The 12,408-nt window shown below is 59.7% G+C and carries 9 protein-coding genes; 6 read left to right on the top strand and 3 right to left on the bottom strand.

Features of this window, described 5'->3' with window-relative positions:
* Positions 1–77 precede the first annotated feature (77 nt).
* A complete protein-coding gene (locus tag ACR0JN_RS03405) occupies positions 78–1,481 on the bottom strand; it encodes an MATE family efflux transporter (RefSeq protein WP_480884240.1) in 1,404 nt (467 codons plus the stop codon).
* Between the two features lie 288 nt (positions 1,482–1,769).
* On the opposite strand from ACR0JN_RS03405, the gene ACR0JN_RS03400 reads away from it, so the two are divergent.
* From ACR0JN_RS03400 to trhA, 5 genes are all read left to right on the top strand, one after another.
* Positions 1,770–2,342, top strand: a complete 573-nt coding sequence (locus tag ACR0JN_RS03400) for a TRAP transporter small permease subunit (protein ID WP_480884238.1) — start codon at positions 1,770–1,772, stop codon at positions 2,340–2,342.
* Positions 2,339–3,667, top strand: a complete 1,329-nt coding sequence (locus tag ACR0JN_RS03395) for a TRAP transporter large permease (protein WP_480884236.1) — start codon at positions 2,339–2,341, stop codon at positions 3,665–3,667. Before ACR0JN_RS03400 ends, ACR0JN_RS03395 begins: the two co-directional genes overlap by 4 nt.
* A 67-nt stretch (positions 3,668–3,734) precedes the next feature.
* Positions 3,735–4,775: a TRAP transporter substrate-binding protein gene (locus ACR0JN_RS03390; protein WP_480884234.1), complete on the top strand. Its 1,041-nt coding sequence runs from the start codon at positions 3,735–3,737 to the stop codon at positions 4,773–4,775.
* A 74-nt stretch (positions 4,776–4,849) separates the two neighbouring features.
* The gene (locus ACR0JN_RS03385) at positions 4,850–7,231 is read left to right on the top strand and encodes a fatty acid cis/trans isomerase (RefSeq protein WP_480884232.1); all 2,382 of its coding nucleotides are present in this window, start codon (positions 4,850–4,852) and stop codon (positions 7,229–7,231) included.
* Between the two features lie 63 nt (positions 7,232–7,294).
* The gene (trhA, locus tag ACR0JN_RS03380; protein ID WP_480884230.1) at positions 7,295–7,963 is read left to right on the top strand and encodes a PAQR family membrane homeostasis protein TrhA; all 669 of its coding nucleotides are present in this window, start codon (positions 7,295–7,297) and stop codon (positions 7,961–7,963) included.
* Positions 7,964–7,993: 30 nt separating this feature from the next.
* Here the strand turns inward: trhA and ACR0JN_RS03375 are convergent, their stop codons facing one another.
* Positions 7,994–8,932: an aldose epimerase family protein gene (locus tag ACR0JN_RS03375; RefSeq protein ID WP_480884361.1), complete on the bottom strand. Its 939-nt coding sequence runs from the start codon at positions 8,930–8,932 to the stop codon at positions 7,994–7,996.
* A 2-nt stretch (positions 8,933–8,934) separates the two neighbouring features.
* Positions 8,935–10,392 carry a xylulokinase gene (gene xylB / locus ACR0JN_RS03370; RefSeq protein WP_480884359.1) on the bottom strand — a complete coding sequence of 486 codons (1,458 nt, stop codon included), beginning with the start codon at positions 10,390–10,392 and terminating at the stop codon, positions 8,935–8,937.
* Positions 10,393–10,540: 148 nt separating this feature from the next.
* On the opposite strand from xylB, the gene ACR0JN_RS03365 reads away from it, so the two are divergent.
* Positions 10,541–12,190, top strand: coding sequence for a tetratricopeptide repeat protein (locus ACR0JN_RS03365; RefSeq protein ID WP_480884228.1), 1,650 nt, complete (start codon positions 10,541–10,543; stop codon positions 12,188–12,190).
* Positions 12,191–12,408: the final 218 nt, after the last annotated feature.

Here is a 12,408-nt window from a genome sequence, read left to right as displayed (position 1 = left end):
GCAAATGAAGATGGTCGGAGGCCGCCGGACCGCCCGATGATTGGCCTTTTGGATGCACGATCCACCCCGGCTGCGGTCTACCACCCTCGACGCCCGAACAGCGAATGAAGCCGGTTCTGATCCTCGAACGGATCAACCGCCTGGGCACGCTCCATCCGGGACACAACGCGCCTGACCAGCACCCAGCTGATCCCCGCAAAAACCACGCCACCGAAGGCCTGCCCCAACAACACGCCCGAGGCCCCGGCCAGGTTCGAGCCGATCACTGCAAACACCCAGGTCCCGACGGTGTGGCGGCCCCAGTTGACCCATGTGGAATACACCGGGTGGCCAAGGTTGTTGAAACTGGCGTTTGACACGAAGATGACCCCGTTGAAAAACGAGGCCAACGCCAGTGGTCCGCAGAACAGGTAGATCAGCACCCGCGTCTCACCTTGTGCCTGAAACAGATCGGCAACCGGCGCGCGCAGCAGGAACAGGACGGCGGCCATACCCAGCACGTAAATGGCGGTGAATTTGATGCCCGCCAGAAAGGCCGCCCGGACGCGGCTGAATTGCTCGGCCCCGTAGTTCTGACCGATGATCGGACCAATCGCGCCGGAAAGCGCAAAGATGACCGAGAACGCCACGGGCATCAGCCGCCCGATCACGGCCATGCCCGCGACCGCATCTGTGCCGTATTGGGCAATCTCGCGCACCACGATAGCGTTGCCGATGGGCGTGGCGACATTGGTCAGCACAGCGGGAATGGCAATCGCGCGAACAGGCCTGAGGTCTTGCCGCACCTGCCGCAAAGACGGACGCGTGAACCCTTTGTGGACCCGCAAAGCCGGCCACAGCGCGGCGGCCAGCATGCAGATGCGCGCCAGAACCGAGGCAATCGCGGCCCCATCCAACCCCAGCCCCACCGCAAAGATCAGGATTGGGTCCAGCACCGCATTCACCACGCCGCCGTAGATCGTCGCCATCATCGACCGCCGCGCATCCCCATGCGCGCGCAGGACGGCCATCGCGACCATGGCGAGCGACATGACCCACATCGTCGGCACGATGATTGAGGCATATCGGGTCGCGAGCCGCAAAACCTCACCCTCGGCCCCGAGTAGGGACAGCAGGGCGCTCAGGTTGAGCAGCACCAGAACCGGCGTGACAAGCCCGACGATTACGCCCAGAACAGCGACGCTGGACGCGAAGTGTCGCGCTTGATCTGCCCGTCCTCCCCCAAGTTCGCGAGCCACCAGCGCCCCGGCGGCGATAGACAGGCCGATGTTGATGGCGTTGGTAAAGAACAGCAGCGTCGCGGAATACCCGACAGCTGCGGCCAGCGCGTCATTACCCAGCATCGAGATGAAAACCATGTCGATGAAGTCGACGGCAAAGATCGCCATCAGCCCAACGCTGGTCGTCAGGGACATGCGCGTCACATGGCCCATCAGGCTGCCGCTGAGGAAAACCGCCTTTTCCGGTGACTGATTGGCCATTGCCCTGCCCGCTCTTTCCGTGGCCCGCTTGGCCCAACTGCTAGCCAGCACGTCAATCCATCAGCCGTCAACCGGGATTTCAGGCTGACCCTGCGCGATTGCCCGAAATACGCTTTTTGAGGCATTCGCAAGAATTCCGTGACCTCTCAAGATGTTCCAAGACCTCGTCGTTCTTGACAGACGCAAAACCTGCCGTTCTGATGCCGGGGTGAGCTACAAGATTCCAATCCGTGATCCGAAGGTCGAGGCCGTGTTCCCAAGCGCGTATCCTGCAAAGGTTGCCGTCTCGTGATCGCTGCGATGAAGGCCTATATCCGGTTCGTTGACCGCTCGAACCGCATGCTGGGGCGGATCATCATGTACGGCATCTTCGTGATGATGGCGATCCTGCTCTACTCCTCTGTTTCCAAGACGTTTTTTGTCCCGTCGCTATGGACGCTGGAAATGGCGCAGTTCGCGATGGTTGCCTATTACATCCTTGGCGGGCCCTATGCGATGCAGATGGGCGCGAATGTGCGGATGGATCTGCTGTATGGGGAGTGGACCGACCGGCGGAAAAGTCAGGTGGATGCGATCACTGTGCTGTTCCTGATGGTCTATCTGGGCTTTCTGCTATGGGGCGGCTGGGACAGCCTGATGTATTCGTTCCAATACGGGGGCGAACGGTCGTCTTCCGCGTGGCGTCCCTATATCTGGCCGATCAAGACGATCATGGTGATCGGCATTTTCCTGATGCTGCTGCAGACGCTCTCGGAACTGTTCAAGGACATCCTGCGCCTGCGCGGCCACGACATGAGCCCGAAAGATGATGAACCGGTGCACATGGCCCCCGAGGACCTTGAAGGAGGGCATCGCGGGTGAGTTACGAAGTGATCGCCGCGCTCATGTTCTCGACCATGATGCTGATGCTCCTGACCGGGCAGCGCGTCTTTGGGGCCATCGGTTTCGTTGCCGTTATCGCCGCGTTTTTCCTGTGGGGGGACCGGGGCGGGTATGATCTGGGCTTTGCCGCAGCGATCAAGGTGATGCGCTGGTATCCCCTGCTGACACTGCCGATGTTCATCTTCATGGGCTACATCCTGTCTGAATCCCGGATCGCAGATGATCTCTACCGCATGTTCCACGTCTGGATGGGCGGGCTGTCCGGGGGGCTGGCTATCGGCACCATTGGGCTGATGGTCCTGATCTCGGCCATGAATGGGCTTTCGGTTGCCGGGATGGCGATTGGCGCGACAATCGCCCTACCCGAGCTGCTGCGGCGGAACTACGACAAGATCATGGTGACTGGGGTGATACAGGCCGGATCCTCGCTCGGGATTCTCGTGCCTCCGTCTGTTGTTCTGGTTCTTTATGCCATGATCGCGCGCCAGCCGGTCGGGCAATTGTGGCTGGCTGGGGTTGTGCCGGGTCTGATGATGGCGACCCTGTTCATCATCTACATCGCCATCCGCTGCCGTCTGAATCCCTCGCTCGGCCCCGCGATGAGCGAAGACGAGCGCGCGCAGGTCACCCCCGGCGAAAAGATGCGGTTGCTGGGCGCTGGGCTGCTGCCGCTGGGTATCTTCGCGGTGATGATGGTGCCTTTTGTCAACGGCTGGACCTCGCTCGTGGAAAGTTCGGCGCTGGGGGCCATCGCTGCCTTTCTGGCCGCTGTTCTGAAACGCCGGATGACATGGCAGGTGTTCGAGACCTCGGTAAAGCAGACGCTTGGGATCACCTGCATGTTCATGTGGATCATCCTCGCCGCGCTTGCCTTTGGCGCTGTCTTCGATGGTCTGGGCGCGGTGAAGGCGATTGAGAACCTGTTTACGGTTCAGCTTGGCCTGAACCCGTGGATCATCCTGATCCTGATGCAACTCAGCTTTCTTCTCATGGGCACGTTTCTGGACGACACCGCAATGCTGGTGATCGTCGCCCCGCTTTACGTGCCGCTGGTCGGTGCGCTTGGCTTTGACCTGATCTGGTACGGCGTCCTTTACACGATCACCTGCCAGATCGCCTATATGACCCCTCCGTTCGGATATAATCTGTTCCTGATGCGGGCGATGGCCCCGCCGGAAGTAACTATTGGAGATATTTATCGTTCCATCATACCTTTCGTATGTGTGATGGCTTTGGCTTTGGGGCTGGTTATGACCTTCCCCGAGATCGCATTGTGGCTTCCGGGCGTCGTCTACGGAAACTGAGCAAACAAGAACGAGAAACCGGAGCAACCGGATCGAAGTTCAACGAAAAGCACAGGAGAGGAAGACAATGACCACAACAAGACGCAGTTTCCTGCGGACCGCTGCCATAGCGGCCCCCGCAACGCTCGCCGCGCCCGCCATCGTCAAAGCGCAGGCGCCGATCAAATGGCGGTTCCAGACCTATGCTGGCGGCGCGTTGGGCGAACATGTGACCAAACCGGCCATCGACTATATCAACGCCAACGCCAATGGCGAATTGGAAATCGAACTATTTTTCGCCGACCAGATCGTGCCGACCGGAGAGCTGTTTCAGGCGCTGCAGCGCGGAACAATCGACGGGGTGCACTCGGATGATGACTCGATGGCCTCACCCACGCCGCTGCGCGTATTTGGCGGCTATTTCCCCTTTGCAACCAAGCATATTCTGGACGTCCCGGTGCTGTTCAACCAATACGGGCTGGCCGATATCTGGCGAGATGAATACGCCAAGGTCGGGGTTCAGTGGCTGTCGGCGGCGGGGCAGGACCCGTGCAACTTCAACACCAAGAAAGAGATCACCTCGGTCGCCGATCTTGATGGCCTGAAGCTTTACACCTTCCCCACCGCTGGTCGTTTCCTCGCCAAGTTCGGCGTGGTGCCGGTGAATATCCCCTACGAAGACGCCGAGGTTGCCGTACAGACCGGCGAGCTTGACGGTATGGCCTGGTCGGGCATCACCGAGGATTACACCGTCGGCTGGGCCGATGTGACGGATTACTTCCTGACCAACAACATCTCGGGCGCGTGGATCGGATCGTGGTTTGCCAATCAGGAACGCTGGAATGAACTGCCGGATCACCTCAAATCCATCGTGATGGCGGGGATCGAGGCAGGTCACACCTATCGCAACCAGTGGTATTGGGGCGGCGAAGCGGCCCTGCGTGCAAATGGCGATAAGCTTGAACTACGGTCAGTGCCGCCCGCCGAATGGGCCGAGGTCGAAAACGCGGCCAAGGAGTTCTGGAACGAGATCGCGCAGGAAGGAGAAGTGCACGAGAAAATCGTGGGCATCTTCCGCGAATACAACAGCGTGATCAATCAGGCTGGCGTGCCCTACAACTTCGAGTAACCAAAAGTCGGGGCGGCTGGCACGCGTTGGCCGCCCCAATGGCAGCGCTCCAGCAGGTTTGGAGGAAACGGATATTGAAAACGCGACCGTTGATCATCCGGGCAATTCCAAAAGGCTTTGCCGCTGCGTTCTTTCTTCTGTGCTGCACGCCTGTTTGGTCGCAGTCGGATGGCAGCAATTCTGAATCCGAAGGTTTCATCACACCCGCCCCTTTGCCCGACACGGATTGGGCCAAAGTCAAAGGGGTGTTGGATCAGCGCTGCGTGGTCTGCCACAGTTGCTATGATGCGCCATGCCAGTTGAAGCTGACATCCCCCGCAGGGCTGCTGCGTGGCGGCTCAAAAGAGGCGGTCTATCACACGCAACGCCTGAATGACGCACAGCCGACGCGGCTGGGGATTGATGCTCAATCGGTGACGGAATGGCGCGATTTTGATTTCCACACTGTTTTGCCGGGACCCGGAGCATCGACGGGAGTTGCGAACCTGCTTGAGCGCTATCTCAATCTAGGTCGCAACAAGCCCTTGGAACCCAACGCCCCGGTTCCCGACGATCTTGCTCTTGTCCTCGACCGCCACCTCGCCTGCCCCACACCGCAGGAGTTCGAGGTGTTTCGAGACAGCCACCCACTTGCCGGGATGCCTTATGCCACCGCACCGCTGTCTGACAGCGAATTTGAGACCCTGATCACCTGGCTGCGCGACGGGGCATCGCTGCCCGCTGCCGCAGCCGATCTTCCCAACGACATCACCGAACAGATCGCCGCGTGGGAGGGATTTCTGAACACGCCCGCCCCCCGCAACCAGTTGATGAGCCGGTACCTGTACGAGCATCTATTCCTCGCCCGGCTTCACTTTCCGGGCGACGACCCGCGCCGGTTCTTCCAACTCGTCCGCTCAGCGACCCCGCAAGGCGAAGCGATCGAAGTGATCGCCACGCGCCGGCCCTTTGACGCCCCGGGCAATGCCCCGTTCTACTATCGCCTGCAGCTCGTGGACGAGACCATCGTGCATAAAGAACATCTGGTCTACAGCCTCGGCCCGGACCGGATGGCGCGCTTTCAGGACTTGTTCCTGACCCCCGACTGGACATTGACGGACCTGCCGCCCTACGGCGACGCCGAAGGCGGCAACCCGTTCAGCACCTTCGCGCCGATACCGCCTCACAGCCGCTATCAGTTCATGCTGGACGACGCCCTGTTCTTTGTTCGCAGCTTCATCCGGGGACCGGTCTGCCACGGCGAAACCGCCGTTGACGTGATCGAGGACCGGTTCTGGGTCAGCTTCCTTGATCCGGATTTCGATCTGTCGATTACGGACCCAGACTATTTGGATGACGGGGCAGTGCATCTTGAACTGCCTGTTGCACAGGTCGAGCGTGGGCTATTGGGCAACCTTCAGGGGGTCTCTCACAAAAACCAGATCCGGTATCTCGAATTCCGGGATCTGCGGTATCGGGACACTCCGCTGCACGACGCGGGCTTCGAATATGATGCCATCTGGGACGGCAACGGAACAAACCCAAACGCGTTGATCACCGTGTTTCGCCACTTTGACAACGCCTCGGCCATGACCGGGTTTCATGGCGGCATCCCAGAAACTGCCTGGGTCATCGACTACCCGATTTTCGAGCGGATTTACTACGATCTTGTCGCCGGATATGACGTGTTCGGACGCGTGGAACACCAGCTTGCCACTCGGCTTTACATGGACGAGCTGCGCATGGAGAGCGAGGATTTGTTCCTGACCTTCCTGCCGCGCGAGGTCCGGCCCGCACTGCACGCAAGCTGGTACAAAGGCCTTTTGGCCGAGATTCACACCTACTGGCACCAACGCCGCGTCGATGACAGTTTTGCCACCGGGATCGAGTTCGCGACTGAGACCCCGAAACAAGAGTTTCTGTTGGCACTCCTTGAACGCGGCAACGGGCTGTGGGCGATCGAGGACCCAATCAACCGATGCCCAGACGGCAACTGTCGGCCTGACCAGACCGGTCGCGTTCTAAGCACACTGGCCAACCAACCCGGAGATTGGGTGAAGTTCCTGCCGGACCTCTCTGTTCTTATTGTGGAAACCGACAACGCCAACGAGATATTCACGCTCATCCATGACAAGGCGCATGACAATGTGGCCTTTCTGTTCAACGAACAGGCCCGCCGGACGCCCGACGAAGACACTCTGACCATCCTTCCGGGGATAATCGGCAGCTATCCGAACTTCTTTTTCAAAATTCAGGACAATCAACTGGAACCGTTCGCAGAGGCCCTTACGTCGATGCGCACGCCAAAAGACTGGATAGATGTGGTCACCGAATACGGCGTGCGCCGGACCAGCCCCGATTTCTGGGCCGTAAGTGATCAGATAAACGCAAGTTTCTTACAGCACGACACCATTCAGGCAGGGATTCTGGACCTCAACCGGTACAAAGACCCCAAACCGGGCGACGATCCGACCTGATCCCTGCGGCACGATTTCGTTATTGTTATTGAAGCGTTAGGTCTTCCGTCTTACCTTATACATATGTGGTCAGTTGCGCACATCCGACCGGCATACAGCCGGGCCGAGCGCCTGAGTGACGGTGTCGTCCATGTTTTGGGCATAGGCCTTGCCTTGGTCGCCGTCCCGGCGTTGATTGCGCTGACTGTTGCTTACCGATCCGAAACAACCGCCATCCTCAGCGCCAATATCTATGGCGTCTCACTCCTGTTGATGCTGGTCTTTTCCGCCCTTTACAACATGGTCGAAAACGACCGGTGGAGCGGACTTCTGCGGCGGCTGGATCACTCGGCAATCTACGTCAAGATCGCGGGCACCTATACGCCGTTCATCATGCTGTCCAGCGTTCCCGCGCCTGGCTTTCTGGCGGGGCTCTGGGGCTCGGCCATCATCGGCACCGCGCTTAAAATGGTGGACCCCGGCCGCTTTCAGTGGTTCGCGCTGTTTCTCTATCTTGCGATGGGCTGGGCCGCCGTTTGGGCGGGCAGCTCGATCCTGACCGAACTGCCCCTGACGGTTGTGGGCTTCATGCTGGCCGGAGGTGGAATGTACACGACCGGCGTGGTCTTTTACCTGATGGACCGGATGCCGTTTCACAACACCATCTGGCACGTCTTTGTCCTGATCGGCAGCGTTCTGTTTTTTGTCGCGGTCTCGATGCACATCTCGAACCTGCCCGCCCCGAGCGGTTAGGGCGCGTCACACTGGCCTGCCCTTTCCTCCTTAGCTTTTCCCGGAAATCTCCAGCGTGAGCGTCTGGCGATAAGGGTGATCCGGAGAATAGATAATCGACGGAAACGCGGGGATGTTCGGCGCGTTGATGTAGCCCGAGGGCTCGACACACAGGCCTGCTCCACTGTGGAACGGAACCGACAGATGCGCCGCGGAATATACCTGCGCGCCCGGTTGGTCGGAATAGACAGCCATGCTAAGGCCGGACGGAGCGTGGACGTCTGCGACCGGATCGCGATGATCTCGGTCGGGGGCGAAGACAAAGTAATGGTCCAGATCCGTTGCCGCCTCGCCGACAGGTTTCGAGTGAGTGAAATCCAGCGCTCCTCCCTTCACCTCTCGCAGCGCGCCCGACGGTATCCCTTGATCGTCAACCTCTAGGAAACGGTCCGAGGCCAGTTTAAGCCTGAACTCTGACACGGTGCGCCCGCGACCCAACGTATAGTAATTGTGCTGCGCAATACTGATTGGCGTCGGACGGTCCGGCTGCGCGGTGATCGAATAGGTCAGACGTGGATGTTTCAGTTGAACGCGCAGGTTAAACCGGACCTCGCCGGGGAAGCCGTTCTCTCCGTCGGGTGAGGTAAGGTTCAACACAGCCTCAGTCAGCGAGGCTTGTTCAAGGGTCCAGTGCCGATGCGAAAGGCCAACCGTCCCGCCATGCAGCGTGTTCTCGCCCTCATTCGCTGTCAGGTCATACTGGGCACCCTCCAACTCGAACCGTGCGCTGCTGATCCGGTTGGCGACCCTGCCCACAATCGCGCCCATATAGTACGGGTCTGTCAGATAGTCTTCGGGGGTCTCATAGCCTAGGATCAGCGGCGTCTCCCCCAGCCACCACCCTTGGGTGATCGCGCCGCAGTTCAGAAGGGCCACGGACATGTCACCGTCTTCCAGCACAACCCTTTTGATCTCCGCGCCCTGCCCCATCGTCATCGCGCCGCCAGAGGCGATAGCGCGGCGTAAAACTGCCGGTAACGCTGATACTCGGCTTCATATGCGGTAGCCAGATCGTCACGCGGCTCAATGAGTTCGGCAATATCGGGCGGTGTCATGATGTCGTCCACATCCGCCCCGCTCGCGGCGCAGGCGGCGAGTCTGGCGGCTCCGATGGCCGCTCCGAATTCGCTGCCTTTGGGCAGGGCCAGCGGTGTATTCAACACGGTCGCCAAGGTTTCCAGCCAAAACCGGGATCGCGCCCCGCCGCCCACTGCCAGAAGACTGCCCGGCGCGGTTCCGGTGCTTTTCAACGCGTCGAGGCAATCGCGCATGGCGAACGCAACGCCCTCCATCACCGCGCGGGTCAGATCGGCGGGCTCGGATGAGACATCCAGCCCCAGAAACGCGCCCCGGATGTCGCTGTCGTTGTGCGGAGTCCGCTCGCCCGACAAATAGGGCAGAAAGGTGATCGCAGACGGCCCGTCAACCTTGTCCGGCAGAGCCGCGGCCAGCGTGCCTACCGGCTCCCCAAGGTTGCGCGACAGCCAGTTCATGCTGTTTGTCGCCGACAGAATAACGCCCATCTGTATCCAGCGCTCGGGTACTGCGTGGCAAAAGCAGTGCACGGCGGTCTCCAGCGCGGGCGCGTAGCGGTCTTTCGAAACCAGCAGAACGCCCGAGGTGCCCAGGGACAGAAACCCGGTGCCCTCATTGACACTTCCGATTCCGCAGGCTGCCGCTGCATTGTCCCCGGCCCCGCCTGCAACAACGACCGGTCCGGGCAGACCCCATTCCTGCAAAAGTTCGGGCCTCAGCTCTCCGCCCGGTGCGCTGCCTTCGACCAGACGCGGCATCTGATCTGTGGTCATGTGGCTCAGCCCAAGCGCAGTATCCGACCATTTCCGCTGCCCGACATCCAGCCAGGCGGTGCCGGCGCTGTCGGATAAGTCGCTGATGTAGTCACCGGTCAGCCAGAACCTCAGATAGTCCTTTGGGAGCAAAACCTTAGAGACCTTCGCGAAGATAACAGGTTCGTGCGCACGCACCCATTCCAGCTTGGGCGCTGTGAAGCCGGGGAAGACGATATTGCCGGTCACCGCGCGCATCTCAGGACTCCGATCAAGCGCGACGGCTTCCTGCGCTGACCTCGTGTCGTTCCACAGAATGCAGGGCCGCACGACCGCCCCGGCAGCATCGAGCAAGGTCGCCCCGTGCATATGACCGCTCAGCCCGATACCGCGCAGGGCGGAAAACGCTGCTGGGCTGGTATCCCGCAGGACCGCGACAACATGTTTGCAAGTCTCAATCCAATCATTCGGAGACTGCTCGGACCAACCGGGATGCGGAGTCGAGGTTTCAATGGCCGCTTCAGCCTCGGCTTCAACCTGCCCGGCTTCATCGACCAGAATGGCCCGAAGACCTGACGTTCCCAAATCCAGACCCAGATACACGCGCGTCTTTCCTTTTTGACCGTGCAGCAGCCCGCTAAGCTCAGGGCGCATAGTACTCACACTATAAGGCAACCACCGCAATCCTGTGCCATTTTGTGGACCTAGGCGGATGGTGTACCCTGACCGGATACAGGGGAAGGAGGCCGCTATGATGGATTACTATGATCTTGGCACTTACTCTCGACCGGTTTCGACGTCGTCCACGGAAGCTCAATTGTGGTTCGACCGGGGATTGGCCTGGACCTACGCCTATAACCATGAAGAAGCGATCGAGTGCTTTCGCAAAGCGCTGGCCGCTGATCCCGACTGTGCGATGGCGAGTTGGGGTATCGCCTACTGCATCGGCCCCAACTACAACAAACCCTGGGAGACCTTCGAGGACGACGAAAAACCCGATTGCATCGAAGCTGCCCAAAGCGCCATCGAAGCGGCGCATAGGATGCGGGACAAACTAACCCCAGTCGAGCGCGCGTTTATCGAAGCACTGCCCGCGCGGTATCCTGCAACCTCGGATATCGAAGATTTCAGCCCATGGAATGATGCTTTCGCCGACGCAATGCGCAAGGCCTATGAAAAACACCCCGATGATCTGGATATTTGCGCGGTTTTTGCCGAAGCGATCATGAACCGCACGCCGTGGCAGCTTTGGGATCTGCCAAGCGGCCAGCCAGCCGAAGGCGCGGATACGCTTGGGGCCATTGCCGTGCTCGACAAAGCTTTCGACACGCTGCCTGGTGCATGGCAACATGCCGGTCTGCTACACATGTATATCCACCTGATGGAGATGTCGCCGCACCCAGAACGCGCCCTGCGGCATGGCGATGCGCTCAGCACTCTGGTGCCGGATGCGGGGCATCTGTTGCACATGCCATCCCATGTGGACGTGCTGTGTGGGGACTACATGAACGTGGTTCTACGCAACGAAGCGGCGATTGTGGCGGACAGGAAGTTTCTGGCGCGTGCCGGGGCCGACAACTTTTATTCGGTCTACCGGTGTCACAACTACCACTTCAAAATCTACGGCGCGATGTTTCTGGGCCAACCCAACGCGGCGCTGGAAGCTGCCGAAGAATTGATCGACACCCTGCCGACAGACACGCTGCGCCCGATGGCGGATTGGTTCGAGGCTTTCATTCCGATGAAGCAGCACGTGCTGATCCGCTTTGGTCGCTGGCACCAGATTCTGGATCAGGCGCTGCCCGAGGATCAGGACCTCTACAGCGTCACCACTGCCATGATGCGCTATGCACGCACGGTTGCTTTAGCCAACACCCATCGGGTTGATGAGGCCGAGGCTGAAAAAGCGCTGTTCTATGAGGCCCTTGAACGTGTGCCGGACAGCCGGATGCTGTTTAACAACACCTGCCGCGATATCCTGCAGGTCGCCGAGCAAATGATGCTGGGCGAACTGGCCTATCATAAGGGCGAGCACGAAGCCGCCTTTGACCATCTGCGAAAATCGGTGAAGATTGATGACGCCCTGCCCTATGACGAACCTTGGGGCTGGATGCAGCCCACCCGGCACGCGCTGGGGGCGCTTCTTCTGGAACAAGGGCAGGTCGCAGAAGCCGAAGCGGTTTATCGCGCCGACCTTGGACTGGACGCAACGCTTAGCCGCGCCTGCCAGCATCCGGGTAACGTCTGGAGCCTGCACGGGTTGCACGAATGCCTGACCCGTCGGGGTGAAACAATCGAAGCGGCGCATATCAAGTTGCAACTGGACAAGGCCCTCGCCCGTGCGGACGTAAAGATCAAGGCCTCGTGCTATTGCAGACAGAAAGACCTGGCGGCTGAGTAAACTCGAATCCCGCAGCCTGGCGCTGTCGGTTCAACGTCATTGATCCATGGGAACCGGCTTTCTGACTGCATGCGTGATTCGACTTTTTCACGAACCTGTGAGAGACTTGCTAAGCCGTTTTTTGTTTGGAGAGTGGGGGATGGCACGGCTTCCTCTGGTTTGTTGTGTAATTTTTAGTGTTTGTTTTAGTGCCTGGGCCCCTGCCGCATTGGCTGAGG

It is taken from the genome of Ruegeria sp. G12 (genome assembly GCF_056533565.1).
The sequence above is the reverse complement of the archived record's forward strand: the minus strand, read 5'-3'. Positions and strand labels throughout refer to the sequence as shown.

Excerpts from the sequence above, each read along its gene's own strand:
- ACR0JN_RS03375 (WP_480884361.1), bottom strand. The coding sequence starts at position 8,932 with ATGGGGCAGGGCGCGGAGATCAAAAGGGTTGTGCTGGAAGACGGTGAC.
- ACR0JN_RS03390 (WP_480884234.1), top strand. The coding sequence starts at position 3,735 with ATGACCACAACAAGACGCAGTTTCCTGCGGACCGCTGCCATAGCGGCC.
- ACR0JN_RS03405 (WP_480884240.1), bottom strand. The coding sequence starts at position 1,481 with ATGGCCAATCAGTCACCGGAAAAGGCGGTTTTCCTCAGCGGCAGCCTG.
- ACR0JN_RS03365 (WP_480884228.1), top strand. The coding sequence starts at position 10,541 with ATGATGGATTACTATGATCTTGGCACTTACTCTCGACCGGTTTCGACG.
- trhA (WP_480884230.1), top strand. The coding sequence starts at position 7,295 with ATGTGGTCAGTTGCGCACATCCGACCGGCATACAGCCGGGCCGAGCGC.